The sequence below is a fragment of the Cyanobacteriota bacterium genome (genome assembly GCA_027618255.1).
Taxonomy (GTDB): domain Bacteria; phylum Cyanobacteriota; class Vampirovibrionia; order LMEP-6097; family LMEP-6097; genus JABHOV01.
Map to the genome: position 1 here is coordinate 15,342 of JAQCFG010000014.1, position 22,362 is coordinate 37,703.

Annotated in this window: 18 protein-coding genes; 5 read left to right on the plus strand and 13 right to left on the minus strand. The window is 38.8% G+C overall.

Annotation, left to right across the window (positions count from 1 at the left end; all coding sequences use genetic code 11):
- Window positions 1–65 precede the first annotated feature (65 nt).
- The 3 genes from O3C63_03335 to O3C63_03345 all read left to right on the plus strand — a co-directional run bounded on the left by O3C63_03335 (window position 66) and on the right by O3C63_03345 (window position 4,576).
- Window positions 66–581 (plus strand): DUF4143 domain-containing protein, encoded by a 516-nt coding sequence (locus O3C63_03335; protein MDA0771957.1) that lies wholly within the window; start codon window positions 66–68, stop codon window positions 579–581.
- A 78-nt stretch (window positions 582–659) separates the two neighbouring features.
- The gene (locus O3C63_03340; GenBank protein MDA0771958.1) at window positions 660–1,724 is read left to right on the plus strand and encodes a hypothetical protein; all 1,065 of its coding nucleotides are present in this window, start codon (window positions 660–662) and stop codon (window positions 1,722–1,724) included.
- A 188-nt stretch (window positions 1,725–1,912) separates the two neighbouring features.
- A complete protein-coding gene (locus O3C63_03345) occupies window positions 1,913–4,576 on the plus strand; it encodes a hypothetical protein (protein ID MDA0771959.1) in 2,664 nt (887 codons plus the stop codon).
- 33 nt (window positions 4,577–4,609) lie between these two features.
- Here O3C63_03345 and O3C63_03350 read toward each other — a convergent pair whose 3' ends face one another.
- The 5 genes from O3C63_03350 to rpsR form a co-directional block, all read right to left on the minus strand.
- On the minus strand, window positions 4,610–6,001 hold the full coding sequence (locus O3C63_03350) for an ATP-binding protein (GenBank protein ID MDA0771960.1): 1,392 nt from the start codon (window positions 5,999–6,001) through the stop codon (window positions 4,610–4,612).
- Between the two features lie 339 nt (window positions 6,002–6,340).
- Complete coding sequence (gene aroC / locus O3C63_03355; GenBank protein ID MDA0771961.1) at window positions 6,341–7,558, minus strand: chorismate synthase; 1,218 nt, start codon at window positions 7,556–7,558, stop codon at window positions 6,341–6,343.
- Between the two features lie 121 nt (window positions 7,559–7,679).
- A complete protein-coding gene (locus O3C63_03360) occupies window positions 7,680–8,639 on the minus strand; it encodes a MerR family transcriptional regulator (GenBank protein MDA0771962.1) in 960 nt (319 codons plus the stop codon).
- A 77-nt stretch (window positions 8,640–8,716) separates the two neighbouring features.
- Window positions 8,717–8,998, minus strand: coding sequence for a 50S ribosomal protein L28 (gene rpmB / locus O3C63_03365; GenBank protein ID MDA0771963.1), 282 nt, complete (start codon window positions 8,996–8,998; stop codon window positions 8,717–8,719).
- A gap of 12 nt (window positions 8,999–9,010) precedes the next feature.
- A complete protein-coding gene (rpsR, locus tag O3C63_03370) occupies window positions 9,011–9,217 on the minus strand; it encodes a 30S ribosomal protein S18 (protein MDA0771964.1) in 207 nt (68 codons plus the stop codon).
- A gap of 140 nt (window positions 9,218–9,357) precedes the next feature.
- Between rpsR and rsmI the strand changes: the two genes are divergently transcribed.
- Complete coding sequence (gene rsmI / locus O3C63_03375; GenBank protein ID MDA0771965.1) at window positions 9,358–10,047, plus strand: 16S rRNA (cytidine(1402)-2'-O)-methyltransferase; 690 nt, start codon at window positions 9,358–9,360, stop codon at window positions 10,045–10,047.
- 125 nt (window positions 10,048–10,172) lie between these two features.
- On the opposite strand, the gene O3C63_03380 is transcribed toward rsmI, so the two are convergent.
- The 7 genes from O3C63_03380 to O3C63_03410 form a co-directional block, all read right to left on the minus strand.
- The gene (locus O3C63_03380) at window positions 10,173–15,023 is read right to left on the minus strand and encodes an AarF/UbiB family protein (GenBank protein ID MDA0771966.1); all 4,851 of its coding nucleotides are present in this window, start codon (window positions 15,021–15,023) and stop codon (window positions 10,173–10,175) included.
- A gap of 279 nt (window positions 15,024–15,302) precedes the next feature.
- Window positions 15,303–16,772: a hypothetical protein gene (locus O3C63_03385; GenBank protein ID MDA0771967.1), complete on the minus strand. Its 1,470-nt coding sequence runs from the start codon at window positions 16,770–16,772 to the stop codon at window positions 15,303–15,305.
- 9 nt (window positions 16,773–16,781) lie between these two features.
- Window positions 16,782–17,507, minus strand: coding sequence for a putative DNA-binding domain-containing protein (locus O3C63_03390; protein ID MDA0771968.1), 726 nt, complete (start codon window positions 17,505–17,507; stop codon window positions 16,782–16,784).
- On the minus strand, window positions 17,449–18,387 hold the full coding sequence (locus tag O3C63_03395) for a DUF692 domain-containing protein (protein MDA0771969.1): 939 nt from the start codon (window positions 18,385–18,387) through the stop codon (window positions 17,449–17,451). The genes O3C63_03390 and O3C63_03395 overlap by 59 nt, the downstream gene beginning before the upstream one ends.
- Before the next feature lie 148 nt (window positions 18,388–18,535).
- Window positions 18,536–18,790, minus strand: coding sequence for a hypothetical protein (locus tag O3C63_03400; GenBank protein ID MDA0771970.1), 255 nt, complete (start codon window positions 18,788–18,790; stop codon window positions 18,536–18,538).
- Between the two features lie 90 nt (window positions 18,791–18,880).
- Window positions 18,881–19,468: an imidazoleglycerol-phosphate dehydratase HisB gene (gene hisB, locus O3C63_03405; protein MDA0771971.1), complete on the minus strand. Its 588-nt coding sequence runs from the start codon at window positions 19,466–19,468 to the stop codon at window positions 18,881–18,883.
- A gap of 48 nt (window positions 19,469–19,516) precedes the next feature.
- Window positions 19,517–20,848 (minus strand): hypothetical protein, encoded by a 1,332-nt coding sequence (locus O3C63_03410; protein MDA0771972.1) that lies wholly within the window; start codon window positions 20,846–20,848, stop codon window positions 19,517–19,519.
- A 52-nt stretch (window positions 20,849–20,900) separates the two neighbouring features.
- On the opposite strand from O3C63_03410, the gene O3C63_03415 reads away from it, so the two are divergent.
- Window positions 20,901–21,704, plus strand: coding sequence for a creatininase family protein (locus O3C63_03415; protein MDA0771973.1), 804 nt, complete (start codon window positions 20,901–20,903; stop codon window positions 21,702–21,704).
- A gap of 8 nt (window positions 21,705–21,712) precedes the next feature.
- On the opposite strand, the gene O3C63_03420 is transcribed toward O3C63_03415, so the two are convergent.
- Window positions 21,713–22,362: hypothetical protein (locus O3C63_03420; GenBank protein MDA0771974.1), on the minus strand; the 650-nt coding region annotated here is incomplete at its 5' end.

Sequence of the window (22,362 nt, forward strand, 5' to 3'; positions counted from 1 at the left end):
GTTGAGCTGCGCGAAGAATGGACATGGAGCAGGTTGAATCCTTAATTCCTTAACCAAAACCTGCGTTGTGCGGATACGACCCTGAGTCCCTTGTTAAGAATGTCACCACTGTAAAAAATTACATAGACTATCTAGAGCAGGCATGGCTACTCTTTACGGTTAATTCTTATGCAGCATCAATCAAGAAACAACAAATAGCAGCTAAGAAAATTTATGCAACAGATACAGGTATGGTTAATCAGGTGGCATTTGGGGTTAGTGAGAATAAAGGACAGACTTTGGAGAATATAGTTTTCTTAGCTCTGCGTAAACGCCAAGAAGATATTTTTTATTATAAAACTGCTAAAGGATATGAAGTAGATTTTTATCTCAGGTGTACGCGAGAGCTATATCAAGCATGCTGGGATCTTAGTGATAAAGATACTCGCGAGCGTGAAGTCCGCGCGCTAATTGAAGCGCAGTCTGAACTTAAGGCTAAAGAGCTTTATATTATTAGTTTTGATAGCAAGGAAGATATCGTGATAGGCAAGGATTTGATCAAGGTTATACCGGTCTGGGAGTGGTTGTTAGAAAAAGTTTAGTGTAGATGATAATACTAAGAATCTTAAACCATGGTAACTCAAGGCAGAACTTATTTTAACCTATGCTAGAATCTTATTATGCAAGTATCGGAAGCAGTTAAATTAGTAGAATCCTATAAAGATAGGACTAAGGGTCTTATGAAGATAATCCCTAGGATTGATGAGAGAATAGAAAAATGTAGAGAAGATCTAGAATTAATGCATCAACCCTATCCTTATCATGATTCTATGTTGGTGAATTTGAGATCTATAACTGATTGTTTTAAGATCTCTTTGGGGATTATTCATAAATTTTTAGATTCTTTAACTAGTTATCAAAACAATGGAGTTGTTAATGAAGATATAGATGATACTACTCACCATCAAGTGTTTAGGCTTATGACCAATACAGTTGATAGAGGTTTCGTTAAACCTGGTCATATTGCACATTGGTTAGATGGTAATTTTGAATACTATCTGTCTCAGTTTACAGGGTTGGCTAATGATATAGTAAATTCTCATGTTCCTTGTTCTGATGATCCTAATGAAGCTGAGCGGGAAGACGAAGCAGCATGGAAGAGTATTGGTGATTTTTTCACTAACGATTTTTATGAATTTGCTGGATTTCAGCAGCAAGCTAAAGAATTATTTGGAGATCTAAGGCTCAATTTAGATAATGCCGTAAGGGAATTGCCAAGAAATAAAGAGCTAAAAGATTTTGATCCTCAACAATATTTACAGATTAATACCGCACTTTATTTTATTATGTGTTCAATATTAGCTGGATCTATATTGGAGTCTATACGTAATAGATTAATTGATCATAGGTTTAGAACAGACCCTGATAATGCTGCAAATTTAGATCACCCGATAGAATATTATGACTATGTAACGGATCATCCGAAGAACAGAGCAAGAGAGCTGGAACTAAGACAAGAGTATGATCGAGCAAATAGTGTTAAGCAAGGTCTGAATAAACAGATGGTTAAATCTGGACTTGCAGATTGTAAACTTGAGCAGTTAAGAACTACAGGCTTTGATTTTGACAAAATCGCTCAACTTCTGAATAGCTCCAAATCCTTTGCCAATCATTTCCCACAAATTGATTTATCTCACAGGCTGGATAGTTTAACTCAGATGGAACGATTAACACCAACGCAATGATAAATTTACCCAAAGCACTTTCCAACTTCTAACTTCAATTTGTAATAAAATAAGCCTACGGAATAGAAAATTAGTCCAAAATTGACGATCGCTTAGATATTATCTGGTAAAAGTGAAGGTTCAACATGGGTGGGAGCTTAGGTTAACTGTACTACCGCAAGCCACATGCCGTCGGGTAGAATATGGCTATGAGAAAATTAGCTTTAGTACTAGTCATGGTTGCTTTTGGATTGCAGGTCTCTGCAATTGACATTGTGCCAAGTGATGATGATTTGCGTTTTAGTGAATCGAGCCCGACTCAAACCTTTACGGTGACTTTGAGTGATGACCCGGCCAAGCTTGCTGGCAAGTCTGGTAATATCAAAGCCAAGCTCCAATTTAATAAAAAACTATACGAATCGAGTCTTACAGGACCGGTTTTGATTCCTTATGAAGATGGTGTAATGCAAAATAGCTCCCCTATCACTTTGAGTCTTAAAAATACTGACAATATTGTCAATGCTTCTGAATCCACTTTTGCTATCAGTGTATCTAATGGACTAAAAAAGAAACTGGGAATTAATCTATATAAAGATGCACTTAGTGTAGATGCTGATGCTGTGACTCTCTCTGGAAGAGTGATTATACCTTCTGGAAGTACTAATAATTTTAGTACAAGAAGAAGAACTCCACAGAATATGGGCAAGGCAAGACAAATCACTCCATTAAATACGGATCTGGGTGCTGGTGTAGAAGTTGAAATCGTAGAGATTGCTACTGATGGCACGCAAACTCCAACTGGAATCACTGCGGTTGCTGATGAAGATGGCAATTTTGAAATTGCAATGCCAGAAGATGCCACACCAAGTGTTGAATATGCAGTTCATGTTCAAGCTGATACAGGTGAGGATTTGATAGCTTTTGCAACAGAGTCAGAAGATATTGTGGTTAATCCTGTTTCTACTTTTATATATGACCAGTTTGTTGAAGGAGTCCAAGATTCTGACGCACCATTGATACAAGAACAAATTACTCCAACAGAGATGAACGATATTGTTGAACAATTTGAAGAGTTTAATCCTGGTATTGAAGAGACTATTGAAGAGACACAAGCCAAGCTTGAAGATCTTTTTGAGCCGGTAATCGACAATATGCTTGGTGTTGCAAATGATGCAGACGTTGAGCTGCCAAGTCAGCTTCCTGATGAAGATTCGATTGATGATGATGAAGTGCCTGATGAAGATCAGCCTCCAGAAGATGAACAAGATTCTCTTTCTGATGATGATTTCGTTTTTGAAACAACTCCTACAGACTTAGGGCTTGCTGCTGAAGAAATTGCTGGTGATTACTTTGTTGTATTCTATGAAGGAGCCCTTGGTGGTTCAACTGAGAATAATCCTTTTGGTGATGAATCAAGAGTGAGTGCTGAGCTTGAAATTGGTTTAGCAAGACTTTCTAGACCTAGTGAAGCTGGTGTGCTTACTGTAACTCCGCAACCAGTACTTTTTTCAGAGGCTTCTTTGTTAGCACATTCTGATGATCAAGGTGGTTCTGTGCAAGAAGATGATCAGGATCAACCACAAGGCGATCAAGGACCTGGAGATGATTTTGGTGACGGTGGACAAGATGGTCCAAACGATGATTTTGGTGATGGTGGACAAGATGGTCCAAACGATGATTTTGGTCAAGGACCACAAGATGGCTCTAATTGTTTTACACTAGAAGCTTATTCTGGAACACCAGAGGGAGATTTTGGTGAAGCAGGTTTTCTTGCAACCGTAGATACTAGTAATGTAGTTTCTGTAGTAGTTCCAGCTTTTGAAGAAAGCCATAGCTTTACTGATGATTTTAGTGGTATAACTTACAACACTACTTTTAGAGATAAAGATGAGGTATTCCAGTTCTATCCTGTTAGTGGAGGCTTCTCTGTTGCTAACAATATAGGTGGTGGCGAAGAATTTAATGCTGATACTGGTTTGAAGATTTCTGAAGATACCATCGTTGGTTTTCAAGTAATTATTAAACAGTCTGATGAGGTGCTTGAAGGACTTTATGGAATAGTTGGTGTTGGTACTGATTTAGGTGGTCCAGGCCGAATAGGTGTAATGAGTCTTAAAGGTACTTTAGATATTGCTGCGGGCGGTTCTGTTGTTTACAGTTTTGACGCTAGTACTCAGCTTGAACGTGAGTATCTTGAGAGTTCAATAGCAAGTTGTGGTGATGAATACACTGTCTCAGTGTCAACTGACGGTGATGAATTCTCTGAGGCAGAAACTGGTTCTGCGCAATTCACTTCGCGCAATGGTCGTTTTACTATTGACGTAGCTGATGAGGATAACGAAGAGGGGCAGATGGTTTTTGAGGGTTATGCTGCTCAAGATGCGTCTATTGCAGCTTTTGTGATTGCTACTGATCGTAATGATCAAGGTGGACCTGCTCGCAGATCTAATCAAATTGATAGTGCTAGTCGTGAGCTTAGTTTTGCAGTGAAGCTTCCAAGTTCTACTCCAAGCCTCAGTGGAACTTATAAGATATTTAGTTATTCTACTAGTTTAGGTACAACTGGGGAAGTAGTTCTTTCAAGTCACAAGGCTGGTAGTATTGTTTTCTCGGGTACTAGTTTTAGTATTTCTGGTACTGTAGAGAACCAAGCAATTAAGGCAGCTAGTTCAAATGCTGTAAGTCAAGCTGTTGCAAGTTCTGATTTTGAAGGAACTAGCGGTACTGCTACTATAAGTGCTAGCGGTGAGATTAGCTTTGCAGCTGGTGGACATAGCTTCTCTGGTTATGTACAAGATGGTGCTAATGCAATCGTAGCTTATGCTACAGACAATACCGATTCTTTGGGATTGTTCTTATTTGTTAAGCAGTAGAATTCTTGTGAATGCATAATCAGCTCTAGCAAACTAGATTAACAAAGCTGGAATAAAATAAACCTTATGACCATCGTAGTCATTAATAGCTAATTTGTTTTTGGTGATTACAATTGCTGATGGGATTTGATTCTGCTTGATATGCTTAAGCAGGAATTTAATATCAGAGCTATTGATATTGTTTTTGTATTTAACTTCAATGTATGTCCACTCTGTTTTTTTATTGAGCAAGAAATCACCTGCTATGAAATCAATTTCATTGCTGCCTTTACGAAAGAAGTGGATATTGGTAAATTCTCTATAACTTTTGAGTTTTTGATAGACATAAGTCTCAACTAGTTTGCCCATGATGTCGTTTAGCAAGGAGTTGTCGCGTTTAAGTCTTAATAAGGCAGGTAAGAAATTTGGACTAATAACATAGACTTTTTTACGTGTTTTGCGTGCTTTGTGTGCTGAACGGTGATGGCTAGGCACTATATCAAGAAAGAAACTAGCTTCAAGTGCTTCTAGATATTTGCTAATACTATTACGTTGGAGTCCAGTAGCTTCAGCCAAGTTTTTGTTTTCAAAAATAGAAGAACTGTCCTGTATCAAACACTTGACCAGGGATTTGAGTTCATTGCGTTTATTGATTTTGTAGATCTTGGGTATATCGTTTTCTACTAATTTATTGATGACTGAGTTTTCAATGTAGTCAAATTTTTTGTCTAGGTTTTCAATATTGATAGTCTCGGGGAAGCTACCATGGAGAATGAAATCAATAAATTGATCTTGATATTTTTGGTTGAATAAGTCAAAATCTAAATCTTTGAATGATTGATTATCTATTTTATTGAGCTTGATAGCACATGGTTCTTTAATTTGAGATTTGATTGTTAGGTAATCAGCAAAATCAAGTGGGGCAATATAGCTTTCAGCAATCCTGCCTGCAAGCGATTCCCTGTCTTGTTTTGCTAGTTTGAGTGAAAATGATCCGGAGATGATAAATTTGATTTTGCTACTTGAATCGTATAAATTTTTGAGAATTGATTGCCAGTGTTCTATATATTGAACTTCATCTAAGAAAATATATACTTTCTCTTTCAAGGTTCGAGGGTTGGTTTTTAATACTGCATCGAAGTAGTAATTGAGGATTGCTTCAAGTGCTTGAGGATCTTGTTCTTGGAGCTTTTCATCAAAGGAAAAGAAAAATACTTGTTTACTATCGTTGACTTTTTGTAAAACATGATCTTGTAGTTGAAACAGTAGTGTACTTTTGCCAGTGCGACGCAAGCCAACTAATGAAATTATCATTCGATCATCTAGAGACTGGACTAGTTCTTTGTATATTGCCCTTGTGTTAGCTAGTGCAAGTTCAGGACGATAGGATGAGTCTTGCCATTGTGGATTTGATTGTAGAATTCTTTGCTGTATAAAATTATCCATGATATTACCTGATTCTTATAATTATATTGTGCCACAAAGGCATGTTTTATGCACATTGCTTTATGCTTAAAACATGCTTTTGTGATGATTTTGATTATCGAGCGTTAAAATATACCCAGGTGGGGTATATTTTATTAATTAGGCTAGAGTCTATAATGTTTTGCCTTAAATTTTGCTCACTTGGGAGCAAAACTCACCGAGTTTTATCCGCAAAATTTATTCTGAGCAAGGCGAATACCCCGAAGCTTATTCGGCTTTGAAACGAAGATCATTGAGGAAACAAGGCGGAGTGTCATTGTTTTCTCCGAAAACAAACGTCAAAACCTTGGCTCTCTTTCATTATTTCTCACTAATCTGCTCTTGATAACTATCGTAATTACGTTTGGTTTCTGCAATGCTGTCGCCGCCAAACTTCTCTAAAAAGCATTGAGCAAGAACAATTGCCATCATTGCTTCAAGCACAACACCGGCAGCGGGCACGACACAAATGTCAGAGCGCTCAAAGTGAGACTCAGCGTTGGCTTTGGTATCAAGGTCAATAGAATCAAGTTTGGAAATAAGGGTTGGGATTGGTTTGACACCGACTTTGCAAGTGATAGGCATTCCATTGGTCATGCCGCCTTCGGTGCCGCCAAGATTGTTTGTCTTGCGCTCATAGTGAAGCGGGTTTTTGTCCTCGGCTCTATATATTTGATCATGAACTTGCGAACCAGGGATTCTACCAACCGCTTCACCAAGTCCGATTTCAACAGACTTGACTGTGTGAGTGCTCATCATTGCTTGAGCGATGAGACCATCAATGCGTCTATCCCACTGTACGTGCGAGCCAAGACCAACTGGCACTCCCAACGCAAAAACTTCGACGATGCCACCAAGAGTGTCGCCCTTTTTGCGGATTGAATCGATATAATCCTTAAACTCTTGATCTTTCTTGCCACTTGGATCATAGATGCGCAGCTCAGAGCTTTCTACTTGCTCTTTAAACTGGCTGAGGCTAGTTTGGTCTGGAATTGCAGTTGCATCAATACTTAGTTCACCGATAGTAAGTACATGAGAAAAAATCTCAATACCAAATTGCTTCAAAAAAGTTTTGCATACAGCGCCAGCCGCTACTCTTGATGTAGTCTCGCGTGCAGATGATCTTTCTAAAATATCTCTTACATCTGGAGCGTCATACTTAAGTGCGCCAGCAAAATCTGCATGTCCTGGTCTTACCTTGGAGATATATTTTGCGTCTAGCTCTGCTTTGACCTTAGGGTCACTTGTATCAACTGGACTTGATGACATGACATTGAGCCATTTTTGATGATCTTTGTTGATGATTTTCATGGCAATTGGAGCGCCACCAAAAGTTCGTCCGTGCCTAATGCCTGCAGTAAAAAAGACCTTGTCTGTTTCAATCTTCATTCTGCCGCCACGACCATAACCACCTTGACGTCTTTTGAGATCGAGGTTGATGTCTTCTTCCAAGAGAGGCATATTTGCAGGAATGCCTTCAAGAATGATGTTTAATTCAGGTCCGTGTGATTCGCCTGAGCTAAGGAATCGAAGGGGCATGCTGGTATTTTAGCATGGACGTTTAAAGCTTCTGGGGATAGTGTATTTTGAGGGGCTCAGATGCAATGATGACTTGTTGGAACGAGCGTAACGCAGCAGGTGAGTTCCTCAGAACACACTATTAGCTTTTGACCCACTTAAGTAAATGCACCCAACCACTATGTAACTTAGATCTATGCTCCAATGAATCTTTGAGATTCATTTCTTCCATGGTGCTTAATCTTCCACGTTCAAGTTTTTGTTGAATGTATTGAACTCGTTTAGCATCATTGGCAATTTGTCTTTGAATATAGCGGAAGCTAAATTGTCTACGACGCATTTTGCGTGGATTGAGACGCTTGCCGGTTTTTTCAACGACTTCTGGAAGTTCTTCAAAATCTGCTTCATCTTCATCGAGGTCAAGATCTTCATCAAGATCAAGTTGTGCTTTTGGCTCTTCATCGATAGGGTTGTCATTATCCGCTAGGCGCATTGCCATGCTGATTTCGTCATCTTCTGTTTCATCAAGATATCTAGTGATGTCTAATCCATCTTGTTCTTTTTCTTTTTTTGCTTGAGTTTCTTCTTGAGCTTCTGTTTGAGTTGTTTTGTCTTCTGCTTTTTTTGCTTTGGATTTTTTGCGAGTTCTAGAATGTTTGCTTTTGGTCTCTGTGCTAACCTCTGTTTTAGGCTTTGCTTCGGAGCTGGTTTCAGGTTTGCTATCTGTTTTAGGTTTTTTGAAAGTAATTTTTTTTGTTAGGATTTTTGCTTCTTGAGTTGTTTCAAGTTCTTCGTTTGAGGCTTGAGCTTCTTTTTTAGCTTCTTCTGGATTTGCTTGAGTTTCAGCCTTAGTTTCAGCTTTGATTGCAGCTTGTGCAGCATCAAATAATTCCTTGATTTCCTTATTCTTTTTGCCGCTGGCTTTAAGAGCTAAGATTTCTCGGATAGTTTTAACAGCATTGTCGTTAAGGTGAATACGTTTTTGAACTCTATCTGGCTCAATACCAAAGTCTTTAATGAGTTTCTTGAGAAGCGCATCAGTTACTTTAAGCTTGGCAGCAAGTTCTTTTATGCTGGTTAGATTGTCATTATTGATAGACATGTATTTATTATACAGTGATAAGAACTTCTAGGTTTACTTAAACCAAAGCACCACTTTTATTCTTTGCTAATCCTGGCTTAGGCTTCGGCTTTTGAGGCTTTATTCTTTGCTGCGTTAAGTTTACGGCGACGACCTTTTTTAAGTTGTGCGCTAGTAATACCAGACTTGAGTTCAGGGAAAGTCTTGATTGCCTTGGTGCTGACTTTAATTCTTTGTTTAACACCATCAATAATCGCAACAATATTTTGAAGGTTAACTTCAAATCTTCTTCTTGACGTTGGGTTATAGTGAGATCTCAAGAATGAATATCTCCATCCTTTCCCAGCTTTCTTTCCTGTAATTTCGCAAATGCGTGACATAATTCTTCCTCTTTAAACGTTGTATGGCAATAAACCTAATGCTCTTGCTTGTTTGATTGCTTTTTGCATAGTGCGTTGTTTCTTTGCATCCAATCCAGTTTGTCTGCGGCCGTTGATTTTACCTGTGCTATCAATGTATTGTCCTAACAAACCTACGTTTTTGTAGTTCAATTCACTAGCGTCAGGGTTATTTGTTCTTTGTCTTCTTATCGTCGCCATGGCTTGATATTTTATCATGGACATTGGGCTGGATTATGAATATTTTATAGAGTTGTTACAAAATCAAGCTGTTGCTTAATAGATTTACTGCAAAAGCCAGCTTCATTTCATCCTTGGGTGAAATAAAGTATAATTACTTAGTGTCAATACTTTACGTTATTGCTACGCCAATTGGCAACCTTGAGGATATTAGCCTTAGAGCACTACGTATACTCAAGGATTGTGTCAATACTATTTATTGTGAGGATACTAGGGTGACTTCCAAGCTGATTAATCATTTTGAGATGAGTGGCAAGAAGCTTGTAAGTTGTAATAAAGAAAATGAACACAAGCGAATTGAAGAAATTAAACAGCGTTTAATTAATGGCGAGGACATCGCACTGTGCTCTGATGCTGGGACTCCGTTGATTTCAGATCCTGGTTCTACATTAATAACAAGCCTGTCTACTTGTGACGGAGTGAAGATAGTCCCAATCCCGGGTGCTTCCTCACTTACAGCAGCCCTGTCAGTCTGCCCAATTGACACTAGTCGCTTTGTTTATGAGGGCTTCTTGCCGCATAGTCCGCAAAAGCGCCGCCGAATCCTGCGTGACATGACCGAAGAAAAACGAGCGATAGTGCTTTTTGAAAGTCCGCATCGAATTATCAAGTGTCTTGAAGATGTCAAAACTATTTTGGGTGAAGGACGAGATGTATTTCTTGCACGCGAACTTACTAAGAAATTTGAACAGCTTTATTTTGGACCAGTAACTGAAATTATTGAAGAGCTGCAAAGTCAGTTTCCAAAAGATATACCTGGTGAGTTTGTTGTTGTGATTGCTTCGCAATAGCTAGACTTGGCATTAGACCTGTTTCGAAACACAGTTTCGATGTACAGGTCGCTCAAAAAATGTAGCAACCGCGCGGAATGCGCGTGTTGCCTTTGGAGATAATTCCGACTTTTGCAAAAGGTCTATTATGAATTGATACGAAGTTGCAGCTTCTCAATCATTGTAAAGTGTTGATCGACTGATTCTTTGACCAATGATTGAATTGTTGTTGTTAGGAATTGTGCGTGTTTATCTTCGTCACTATTAGCAGGAGCTTTCATTAGAGGAGCTAACATTGCAATAGTATTTGCGATCTTGATCCAATTCTCTGATACTTCTTTATCTTGGCTTGCTACAAAATCGACAAACGCTTCAAACTGTTCTTTGATTTTGTCTAGTCCTTCAGCTTCAATAGAGTCCTCTTGAAGCCAGTTTGTTAATGTTGCTTGAAATGAGTTGACTTCGTCTTCATTCAATTTGACCATTGAGCTTAGAAGAATAGGTAGCTCTTTGACTTTGTTTCCCACATCGTTAAAAGCCAAAATTAAACTGACTAAGGTTTTTTGTTCTTCTTTGGTGATTGTTTCTATTGCTCCACTGTCATACCAACAAACTAGAGGTTGATTCTTTTGTTTGATGAGCTTACCAGAGTCGTCATGCACTACTCCAAAATTACCAAGGTTGACATCTGATTGATAACAAGAGCCAAGTAAAATTTGTCTAAGGACTCTTAATCCAACTGCATTGCTGATTCGGTTAGCTTCTTGTTCTCCTATTTGTTCAGTTAAGAGATGGCTGTCTAATTCATAACCAGGTTGGAGTTTGCTGACAAGAATATTGCCATGTGATAAATCCTTGTCTATCGTTACAGGAATGTGTACTAGTCCGTCTTTGCTTGGAGTTTGCAATTCTTCTGCAAGTAGTTCAGCTCTTTTGATTTCTTCAGATGGATCAGTTTGTGAAAGCAGCTGTTCTTTCAAAATATCACATGTGTTGCTTGGGATTTTTAGCCCATCGAATTCATCACTATGCTCATTGATGTAATTAATAAGGCTTGAAATATAAGTAATATCCATGTCTATTTCTGCTCTAATAAAGGGATGGATGATTTTGACAGCTCGTTGATTGTCTAGATCTTGACAATGTAGAGCTGCTTGGGAAGGATTGAGTTGAGCTCGATAAGTCGTTGCCATAGAGCCTTCGCCTAGCTTTTGTCCAGAGGCATTTGGATCAAATGGTGAACCTGATTCTTGGTATTCAGCATCTAGGTGGTGATAAAAAAGATTGGTGTCTGAAATTGTATTCTCGCTAGAAAGTTTGCGGAGTGCTTGTTTGTAAGCCGTTGGGATATTCATGGTTGCAAGCTTTTGTCCAAATTTAATAAAAGCTGGACCAGAGCTTTGCATGAACTGTGCAAGTAATTCAGGCATATCAATGGATTCTTGACTGGAAATATTCCATAGATTGAAAAAAACATCGCTAATCTTTTGTTCAGGACAATTGTTCAGAGCAAAGCTTAGAAATGATTTCATTGCTTTTTTTTGATTGTCATTTTGGGACATTGAAGGACTTGACTCCACTAATCTATTGGCAACACGGTTTAAAAATTCATCTCTTAGTGTCGGATTTTTGAGTATACCTCTTGCTCCATTGAAAGCTGCTTCAAGGATTTCTATCCTTTGTCTTTTACTGCTGCTGGCTTGCTCAATTGATAATAATGTTTCAGGTTTAATGCCGAGTTTTTTGCTGAGTTTAATTATGATATCTGGGCTTTGATAATGCAAATAGTCTCCAGTCTGATATTCGGTATCAACAAAAATTGTTCCAGCTGGGTACCTTAATCTATCATCTGTGATAATATCTTCGGAATAACTAATTTGAGCAGATGAGTCCTCTACGCTGAAATCCCTTTCTCCCAGTAAATATAAAAGGAAATCAGCTTTGTCAAGGTCTCTGGTGTTGCTCACTAAGTCTAATAATGATTCTTCAGCAAGACTAGTTTCTATCTTGCGAGTTGAATTCTTGTCTATAATTGGAGGCTCGGTTAAGAAACTTGCAAGTAATTCTTTGTCTCCTTTACTATTTGCCCTGTCAATAAAAGGTCTTAGTAATTCATTCCTGTGATAAGAAGCTGAAGTATAACTAATTAGAATATGTTCTAATTCTTTGTTGTTTCTAATTTCTGGATCATTGATATTTCTAAGTTGAGCTTTGATTGGTGCTAGTTTTGCAGTGTCTTTTGACTGATCATCGTATTGTTCATAAATCCTAGCTTCACAAGTTTGAATAAGTATTTTGTTGTAAAAATTGTCTCTTAATTGAAATAGAGTCTCCAGGTCATTTAATTTGCGGATTTCTGCTTGTGTTGTTTTAATATCATCAAGTATAGTGATCGGTGTCAGTCCTAGAGCCTCAATCATTTTTTGATCACGAGATAAGCATGCAATGGGTTGGCTTGTGACTAAGAAATCTAATTTATTCTTGCCTTGTGTTAGCTCTGAGTATTCTTGCCCAAAACCTTCATGCCATAAATTCCATAGCTGTGCAAAAGTAAAAACCTCAGCTTCTAATTGAGAGTATGATGTACTATCTATTTTATCTCTACCTAAGCGGTAGAATTCTTCTGTAAACTTGTCCTGTCCGTGAATAATTATATAATCCTCAGCAGAGCTAGATAGACCTAAGTTAAGTAATGATTCGAGGCTAGAGTTTCTATGTCGAGCTAATTGTTCAGTAAGGCTGGTATCATCTTGAAGCCCATACATGAATTGACGGATTTCTTCTTGACTAAGTTCAGTTTGTTCCTGTAACTTGTCATAAGCTCTGTTTATCAGGAGCCTATCCCAGTTTTCATCGAAAGTCTTAGAAAGATATTCTGGTAGCTCTGTGGCTTGTTCTCCAGGATTATGACGAGAAAAGCTTCCAAGAGCTGCTGTCGTTGCTATGATGATTTTTTGTTTCGTTTCTACTAAAAACTCAGGGCTTAGTTCATCTTTATAACTAATATGAAAAATAGGTACAATTGAATTGGGATTTATTCTTTGTTCTAGTTTGGCTTCAAGCTGAGAAGATTTTTCTAATAATAATTTGACTTCAGGTAGATCTATTAGAGTAAGTTCTCTCAGTTTGCTTTTGTCAGCAATTTCTTTATCAATTTCTGCAACGAGTGTAGCTTTATCACGACTGAAATTACGGTGATTGAGCTTATGCTCTTTAGCAAAGCTTGCCATCTTGGCAAATAAATTATTTTCGCCACGGTTTACATAAAAATAGACTGGCATCAAATCTTTGGTGACTAGAATATTGTCATTCATTAGCTGGATGATTGATTTTTGAACTTCTGTGTCACCATCTTGAAAACATGACTCTAATAGCTGTATTAACCTGGGGTTATGACTAAGAATAGAAGCTCCGTGAGTCAATAAGTTGGAGCTTGCAAGTTGCACCATATCTTGAAGAATTTTTAGCTCGCTTTGACCATTAGCATGCGCTTGTTTTACCCAGCTATCTGCTAGTAGATTACTAAGAGCTTGGTATCTTAAAGTATCGGAACTAATATGTAAGTCTTGCTTATGGTCAATTAAATGACGAGTATTGATTATGCTAAATATTAGTTTAATTTGTTCTAGGTTAAGTGCAGCAAAGTCTTCTTGAAAAAAATCTAGTGCTTCAAAAGAGCCTTCATTATTACATGCAAGAGCCGCTTCTTTAAACCAATCATTGAGCAGATCTTGGGTTTCGGCGTCACCTACTTGTGGGTTATCAAGTTGTTCTATTTGAGATGCAAGAGATTCTGAAAAAAGATCATCATCTAGGTTGTCTGAATCTGTTAAGTTTAAATCTGCGATATTTTCAAGCTCTTGAACAAATTGAACAAAATCTTGATCGCTTATGCTATCTAGTTCCGCTGCATCAAAAACTAAATTTAGTTTTTTGTAGCCATACATGGTGGGTTCATTTTCTACTTTGCAATATTGAGGAAAAAGATCTGCTATTGCTTTCTTATCAGTTATGTTATTTACTATGTCATTCAAAGATCCTAGTTTTGATAGTCTTAATTGATTTTGCATGCCTTGACCTAGGTTGATATAAGGCCTTGATGCTTCAATAGCAGGTCTCATATGGTCATTATCGTAACCAGTCCAATCTTGAGAAATATCATCAGCTGCAATTTGACTTAACTGGGTTGACTTTGTCTGAGCTACTGGAAATTGTCTCGCTAATTGATTGATAACTCTGATTCGGCGTTTAGTATGTGGGTGGGTGCTGAGTAATGTCATCTGCAAATTTTGTCCATCGTCTATTTTGTGATCGGGGTACTTTGTGTCTTTGAAATGCTGGTTTGTAATTGCTTGAGCATTTTGTTCGATTTTGCTTAGTGCATCAGCAATTGCTGATGGTTTATCGCCAGATAGAGAGGAAAGAAAGCTTGCTAGCCTATCGCAGGAATATTCTTCAGCAAAATTGCCTATATGGTTGCCAATAGGATCGAAGCGTTCGGATGGATTTGCTGGGCAATGGTGCTTAAACAAAAAGTGACCTAGCTCATGAGCCATAACAGCTCTAGTTTCAGCATGATCATAGTCAAGTGTATCTAGCAATGCTCTTGAGATGAACATATTGCCAGTGACAGGATTGATCATAGCGTTTGGTATGTCTTTAAAGTATATTTTTTTCTCTGAGAATGGAAAGGGGTACATAGATCCACGTTGATCAAATACATGTACTTTCACTGAGCCATGTTCTAATCCGAGTAAATCCATTAAACCAGTAAGGATTTGATCAAGTTCTTGTTTGGTTGAATGATCCTCGGCTAAAAAATTATTGTTGTTAAAAAAGTTGGCATCAAACTCTTTGGCTATTTGCTCTAAGTCGTGCGGAATTATTTCCCTTGAATCAAGTAGACTTTGTGGGATTAGTGTGGGGCGGTTTGTACCTAGTGGAAAACCCTGAGCGGCTGTGGCTGCTCGCAAGGCTGAGCCTACTTGCATTTGCATTGATGTTACTGGTATTTGAGGGGTTTGCCACGTTGATAAATTTGCCCACAAGTATAAAAAGCGAGAAGTGGGCTTATCTTGATACCAGTCAGCTTCCTGTGATGTCAAGTTTTTCCTGAATCTATCCCTTTGAACTATAACGTTTTGCCTTAAATTTTGCTCACTCGGGAGCAGAGCTCACCGAGTTTTATCCACAAAATTGATTATTTTCTTCGAAAACAAATGGCAAAACCTCTCCTCATCCAAGGAGCAACCCTCACGAATCTGCAAAATCAACACTTAGCTACGAGCTCCTTGGTTTTCGGCTACGTTCGAATAAAAATGCTTAACGGCAGCCGCAGACTCATGAGTTTTATAAATCATTTCTAGGTATTTCACTAGTTCTGTATTGCCACTGTATTCAAAATCAACTGATTTGAGTTTTTGGCTAGCGATATATTTAGCTAGAATAATCATTTGTTCTTTGGCTGAGAGCAAGAATTGTTTGCTGGCAACAGTACGATATTGTTCGTAGACGTACTTGAGGGTGCTGATGACTTCAGATCGATTGCTGCGTTTCCAGGATTGATTAGACTCTATATAAAGATCAGCTTGCGGGTCCCAAGCAAGTAGGTAGTCCGAGTCACTTGCTTGATTGCTTTGAGCCAGTTTTTCAAAACTCAAATAATTCCACGGAATAGCAATCTCAGCGTGTTTGTGCCAGCCATTGCGCAGGACTTCGTGCATGCTGTTGCTGCCGTCATGTCTGCCACTAGCGCTACTTTCTGTTGCCAGAGCTGCCCAAGAGCCGCCTTCAAGATTGAGAAGAGCTTCAGGTACCGCTTCATAATCACCAAGTAAATTAAAAATCACTCTTGCTGCCTGTCCTAGACTCGATTCAAGTTCAATTGCTTCAATTTGTTGGTCTTGTTCTGGATGATAAGCCTTCTTATGAGCAATGCTGTCAATTAATTTATTACTGATTTCAAGCTTGAAGTCGCCACTGATATTTTGGTAGTTATTTGCCTGAGGCACTATGATTAGCCATCTTTCGTCAAGTTTGATTTTGTAGATTGGTGAAGCCAATGAGTCGGTAGCTTCCTCTACAAGATTTACTTCTGCTAATACTTCACGATTTTTGTTGACATGATAAATCTTGCCCTGGTTTATAGAAGCGGTTTGTTGTTTGAATTGAGGTAAGTCCCAACCACTGAATCTGTTTTTGCGAGCTGCTTTAATTGCATTGGCTGGGATCAAAGCAATAGCAAGATTGTTTTTTTTGATTTTGTGAGCATGGATACAATCACTTAGCTGTGCAATATTGCAAATGCCTTCTGTAAAATGAAAATGATCGACTGCAATATCTTTGTAATGAGCTTGATGAATATTTCTTGCAGCCATCGCTTCAATGTAAGCGATACTAAAATCACCAATGAACTTTTGTCCTGCAATTGCTTGTGTCAGGATAATGCCTGAGGGACTGCTTTTGCAGCCAGATCTTAGTTTGTAGTCTTGCTGAGTGTCGCAAAGAAAATCAGCTTGATCTATTTTATTGTTTTCGATTAGTTTGCCTAATTTAAAACTAACTCTCTTGCCGCAAGCCAAAATCTCTTGTACCTTGGCAAGTAATTCTCGAGTTCCTGGATAATCTAAATAGTCCGGGTGTTCCTGGGAAGAGTCATTTATTGTTATTGGACGACAACTTGTATCAAACAGTGAAACCTGTTTTGCATTGGCGAGATCAGAATTATGCTTGGCACCCAAACCCATAGCTATGGATTAGTCTATCAGTATATTGGCCGCTTGCAAATCCTTTTGGAGTTGATTAATTGCTTGGATATCTACTTGCAAATTAAATTGCTTACAAAAGCTTTTATGAATTTCTTCTAATCCTTTGCCAGAGCCAATGGCCTGGATGACAAATAAGCTAGCCGGAGTGAGCACAAATGATCTATTTTTGAGGCTGGTTTCATCTCTATAAAAGAAGCTAATTTGCGCTTCTTCTTCAATATCGGTTGTTTGAATCTCTTCGATGCTATCTTCACTAGTCTTGAGATATTGCACAATTGTAGTAAGTGGATAAGTGAATTGCAGGACTTGGTGCACTGGTGTGAGCTTAGTAGTGGCTTGGATATTGGGAGCGTTGTAGATTTCTAGCTCGGTCCATTCATATAGCGCTAGTTCACTTAGATAGTTTGGGTAGTTATATTTCTCTTGGAGCTTTGGCTCGGCTAATAATTTGTGAAAATCAGCTGCTAGTTTGTGATAAACTGCCGATTTGCTTGGATATTTGTTTTGATATTGGATCATCAGCTTATTCCAGTTAGGTTCAAGGATTTTATAGCAAAGTGGATAGATATTTTGCATCAAAGAACTGAGGCTACTGACTACTAGTGAGTAATAGACGCTTAATTCATCTTGAGCTTTTTGGGGGAGTATCTCAGGATTAGCTGCTTGTCCCTGCATGCATTTGAGTATTTCTTGTTGGATTTGATAGAGTGCCATTCATGATGCCTTTTATTGTTTTAAGCTCTTCGACCAGTTCACTGAGTGCCGGGAAATTAGAATCCCGTTCAAGCAAAATTGCATTGACAGGAGTTCTTGCCAGTAGTTCTTCTAGTATTGTGTAAACCACTTGAGCAATTGCTTCGCCGTGAGTATCAAGGATTTCGATACTGTGCCCAGTATGCGAGCGATAACCATGGAGATGCCCAGCGATATGTACTTGAACTACTCGATCTAGCTTGAGTTGTTCTAGAAATTCCACTGGCGTATAGCAATTATGATTTGTCGCGTTGACGTGGATATTATTTACGTCTAACAAGAGCCCACAATCTGCCTGCTCAAGAATTGAGTTGATAAACTGGGCTTCGGTCATTTCCGGTTCAATAATGGTGGAGTAAAAACTTGGGTTTTCAATTAAAAATGGTATCTGCATTGTATCTTGCAAAAATTTGACATTGTCACTAACGACATTGACAGTCTCTTGAGTGAAAGGAATTGGCAAAAGATTTTGTAAATAAATATCACCGACCCTTGTACATGACAAGTGATCGGAGAACCAGGGCGCATCTATTTCTTGAAATAATTCTTTGCAGGCGTCAATTAGATAAGGGTCATAACTAGGCTGTCCTGGTTTTTCTGGAGCTGTGCCGATACTGAGATTAACACCATGTGGTATCAATTTGATTTTGGAATCTAATACTGCTTGAAATTTGTGGGCTTTAATGCCACCAAGTTTGATGTAATTCTCTGGTACGATTTCCAGCCATTCTATTAAGCCGTCATTTTCTTTGCTTTGATAAAATTCAAGGGTTTCTTCAGTGAGTCCCCTGCGCAGTCCGAGTCCTAGTCCTGGTTTGATTAATTTGTTTTTGTTAAACATTATTCGTCATCCTGAGCCCATAGGGCGCCAGAATCCCATTATCGCATATCTCAAGATCCTGATGGTTTCTACGTTCCCTCAGCATGATAGCAAAAAAAAGCCCCGGTATAACACCGAGGCTCTCTTTTAAAGTTGTAGATTGCTTCGATTATTCTCCGCATTTACCTTCGCCACATTTGTGATCTTCGCCACACTTGTGATCGTCGCCGCATTTGCCTTCTCCACATTTGTGATCTTCACCACATTTGTGATCTTCGCTGATTAATAGTGACGATGTTGAAGTTTCAGAGATACTGAAAATAGTATCTGTGTTTACTTCAAGATTGGGAGCAGTAATTGCGCTTGCACCTAGTGTAGTTGCTAAGCCAATTGCCAATGTTGCTACTTTAACTTTATTTTTCATAAAACGTGATCTCCTTTGTTTATGTTCTTATCGAACAAATTAGATTATATCATTTGACTTCTGCAAAATATCTCAAAAGCCACCGCGAGGTTAAATAATACCCTTGGTGGTTCTAATTTCACCAGCTATTCTTGCGTCTATAGTCTTGGCTTTATCAAAAGCAAGAGCAAAAGCCTTAAAGCTAGCTTCAATAATGTGATGAGAATTTGTACCAGTAATTTTGTGGAAGTGAACAACCATGCCACTGTTATTAACTAAGGCTCTCCAAAACTCAACACATAATTCAGTTTCAAAAGTTTTGATGCGTTCTTTATTTACTGGCAGGTCATAGACTAAATAGGGTCTAGTACCAAGATCGATATCACAACTAACCAGCGCTTCGTCCATTACTACTCGTGCTGACGCGTAGCGAGTAATGCCTCGTCTCTCACCAAGAGCTTCTTTGATAGCTTGTCCTATCACGATACCGGTGTCTTCAACACTGTGATGGTCATCGATTTCATAATCACCCATGGTGTTAACACTAAGATCTATAAAAGAATGTTTGCGAAACTGGTCAAGCATATGATCGAAGAAAGGAACGCCAGTCATGATCGAACCTTGGCCTGTTCCGTCCAAGTTGATTTCTACTGTTACTGCGGTCTCTTTGCTTTCTCTTTTGATGCTTGATTTGCGCATAGTATTGTTATTCCCAGGATTGATAATTGTAGCATCCGTCTTCTCTATCTATGTAGTACCAAGCATCTCGTCGATATACTCAAGCTCTTCAGTTGTATAACCATTCAAGGCATCAATAATATCTTGGATCTGTTGAGATTTATAATCTGTTTTGCCTTTGATTTTTTTTGCTGCTTCTTTCAGTAGATCTTGAGTGTCAAGGTAAAGAGCTTCTGCTTCTTCAAAGTCGGCAAAGTCACCTTCATCAAGCTCTAAACCACCTTCACTAAATTTCTTACAAGCCTGAACTATCTTTTGATAGACATCAGGATCTTCAGTTCCATTTTTCTTGCTGAGTTCCATTTCTTGTTCAAAGAATGTCAATGCCTCGATCATGTTGTCTTTGACTTTCACCCATGGATCATCTTCCAGTGATTTTAAACTCTTGCGAATAATTAATAAGTAGTCTGATTCTTTTTCATTGAGGTTGACTGCTTGCATCTCTTCTTTTTTGACAGGCTCTTCTGGTTCTATAACTATTGGCTCTTCTGGGACTGCAGGAATTTCTATTGCTTCTTCTTCTTTGCTTAATTCTGATGGCTCAGGAATTTCTTCGACAACAGGTTCTGTTGGTTTATTTGTTGTTTCAAGTTCTTCAGGGTGAAGCTCAATGACATTGCCGTCAGTCTTAGTTGGACTGCCTAGTAAGCTGTTGATATAAACAGAAACTTCATCATAAGCATTGGCAGGGTCCTTTGCTTCATGAGCTTCTTCAGTCGTACTGTGGCTTTCAGTATGTCCAGTCGTGATAGTTGTTTGACTTAGGGTCTCGGTGTGGATCTGATTAGAGTGAGTTGAACCTAAAGTTGTTACAGGTGGTTGCACGACTTTGGTTTCATGTTTGATATCAATATAAGGATTTGGCTGATGAGTTTTTTGAGCTTTGGGCTCATGCTTAACTGCTACTGGTGCTGGTTTTGGAGCTACTACTGGAGCTGGGCTTGGCGCAGGCGCGTGAACTGCTGCTGCTGGTTTTGCTGCCGGATGAGTTTCTAAAACTACCGGGTGATGTGCTTGCTGTTGCACTGGCGCAGCGCGGTGCACGACTGGTGCCGGTTGCGGAGCGGATTGTTGTACAGGCGCAGTGTGGTGCACGACTGGTGCCGGTTGTTGCGGGGCAACTTGAACTGGTGTTTGTTTTTGAATAAAAGGTTGGATTATTTTTTCGGCTTGAATTTGAGCCGGAGCTGTTGGTTTTAGATTTGGTTTTTTAGCCTCTCTTCTTGCTTTGGCTTTTTGAAGTAATAATTGTAACTTGGCGTTATTTTCACCAATGGCAAAAACCGACGTTTGGTTAAGAACAAAGATTGAAATTATGATTAGAATTAATTTTTTGAGCATGAAATTATAGTCTTGAGATATTATTATCCCAAGACCTTCCTATTATACTTCGATGAACTTAGAAACCCAAATAGAAAAATTATTAGAAAAACCAGAGAGCTTTTTAGATCCTGCGACTAATGAGTATTTACTTGCAAACAAAAGTTCGCCTGATATCGTCGAATATCTTAAGCAAGAGCAGCGTATCATATTACCAATTGGTTCAACTGAGCAACATGGGCCCGATGGAATACTTGGAATCGATCATATAACTGCTACTGGAATTGCTTACGCTGTTGCTAAGCTCAGTGGAATTCTTTGCGCGCCACCCTTGAATTATGGAATGGCAATGCATCATCTTGGTTTTGCCGGCACCATGGCATTAAGACCAACTACTTATATACAAGTGATCGGTGATCTTTTACATTCACTTTGTATTCATGGCTTCAAGAAAGTCATTGTGATTAATGGACACGGCGGTAACAAGGGCCCGTTTCTTAATGCACTCGCTGAACGCGAGAACGAGTTTGCTGATATGGATTTCAGTTTTATTAATTGGTGGGTGATGCCAGGTCTTGAAAAAAATATCATCAAGAAGTATTTTGGCGACAAGGAGGGCTACCATGCAACTCCAACAGAGATCTCTGTAACCATGGCCCTCGTGCCTGGTGCAATGACTATGCCAGATTTTTATTCATGCCCTCAAGTTCAGGTTGATAGCGACAACTGCGCCTGGGTGATGCCTGGCAAGTTCCGTGAGTACTATCCTGATGGTGTGATGCGTGCTGATTATTCTGGGTCAAGTGCCCAGATTGGTAGAGAAGCTCTTGGTTATGCAGTTAGAGAGATTCTTGAACTTGATACACTACTTGGCTAATTGGGATGTTAGACTATCAAGTCTGCAAAAGTTTGTTCTTTGTGAGCTTCAAATAAATCAACCAAGGTTTTGGCTGGTTTGATGGTCTCTTGGATTTTTTGAATGCCTTCTAGAACTGTGATCGATTTACTTATTCCGTTCGAGCCTAGTCCGTCCCTCAGATAATGATGCTTAAATTTAAGCCTATCTAGCGCTTGATAAAACTCATCAAGACCATATTGAGATGATTCAAGTCCATTATATACATGCTTTAGAGCATCAACCATGTAAGTGAAATTAGCATAACGAAAATTATTGTTGTGCCCTAGCTCAGGCATGTTCTCATAGAGCGATTGTGCAAGTTCACCTTTAGTTTTCAGAATCTCTAATAACTTATCTAGCTTTGTAACAGCAGTAGTGATTTGTTCTACTTGTTGTTCTTTAGCACTTAACTTTACTGGGGCTGCTGGGATTTCAAAGAGAGTTTGATCTGGATCGATAACTGGTTCTTGAGGATCTGCTTTTAAAAGTGCTTGAGCTTCATCTCTATTAGTTTCTTCAAATCCAGTGAAGTGCTCAGTATAATCTATTGTATTACCATCAGGGTTAGGACTTATTGTCTCAATATGGCATAAATCTCTTGGTGTTATTGGTTGTTGTATTTTGTAGCTCATATTGT

What these genes read in the sequence shown, in the direction of transcription:
- O3C63_03340 (MDA0771958.1), top strand. Translation starts at nt 660, where the DNA reads ATGCAAGTATCGGAAGCAGTTAAATTAGTAGAATCCTATAAAGATAGG.
- rpsR (MDA0771964.1), bottom strand. Translation starts at nt 9,217, where the DNA reads ATGGCGACGATAAGAAGACAAAGAACAAATAACCCTGACGCTAGTGAA.
- aroC (MDA0771961.1), bottom strand. Translation starts at nt 7,558, where the DNA reads ATGCCCCTTCGATTCCTTAGCTCAGGCGAATCACACGGACCTGAATTA.
- O3C63_03390 (MDA0771968.1), bottom strand. Translation starts at nt 17,507, where the DNA reads ATGGCACTCTATCAAATCCAACAAGAAATACTCAAATGCATGCAGGGA.
- O3C63_03395 (MDA0771969.1), bottom strand. Translation starts at nt 18,387, where the DNA reads ATGTTTAACAAAAACAAATTAATCAAACCAGGACTAGGACTCGGACTG.
- rpmB (MDA0771963.1), bottom strand. Translation starts at nt 8,998, where the DNA reads ATGTCACGCATTTGCGAAATTACAGGAAAGAAAGCTGGGAAAGGATGG.
- O3C63_03410 (MDA0771972.1), bottom strand. Translation starts at nt 20,848, where the DNA reads ATGCTCAAAAAATTAATTCTAATCATAATTTCAATCTTTGTTCTTAAC.
- O3C63_03385 (MDA0771967.1), bottom strand. Translation starts at nt 16,772, where the DNA reads ATGGGTTTGGGTGCCAAGCATAATTCTGATCTCGCCAATGCAAAACAG.
- O3C63_03360 (MDA0771962.1), bottom strand. Translation starts at nt 8,639, where the DNA reads ATGTCTATCAATAATGACAATCTAACCAGCATAAAAGAACTTGCTGCC.
- O3C63_03400 (MDA0771970.1), bottom strand. Translation starts at nt 18,790, where the DNA reads ATGAAAAATAAAGTTAAAGTAGCAACATTGGCAATTGGCTTAGCAACT.
- O3C63_03345 (MDA0771959.1), top strand. Translation starts at nt 1,913, where the DNA reads ATGAGAAAATTAGCTTTAGTACTAGTCATGGTTGCTTTTGGATTGCAG.
- O3C63_03415 (MDA0771973.1), top strand. Translation starts at nt 20,901, where the DNA reads ATGAACTTAGAAACCCAAATAGAAAAATTATTAGAAAAACCAGAGAGC.
- hisB (MDA0771971.1), bottom strand. Translation starts at nt 19,468, where the DNA reads ATGCGCAAATCAAGCATCAAAAGAGAAAGCAAAGAGACCGCAGTAACA.
- O3C63_03380 (MDA0771966.1), bottom strand. Translation starts at nt 15,023, where the DNA reads ATGCAAATGCAAGTAGGCTCAGCCTTGCGAGCAGCCACAGCCGCTCAG.
- O3C63_03350 (MDA0771960.1), bottom strand. Translation starts at nt 6,001, where the DNA reads ATGGATAATTTTATACAGCAAAGAATTCTACAATCAAATCCACAATGG.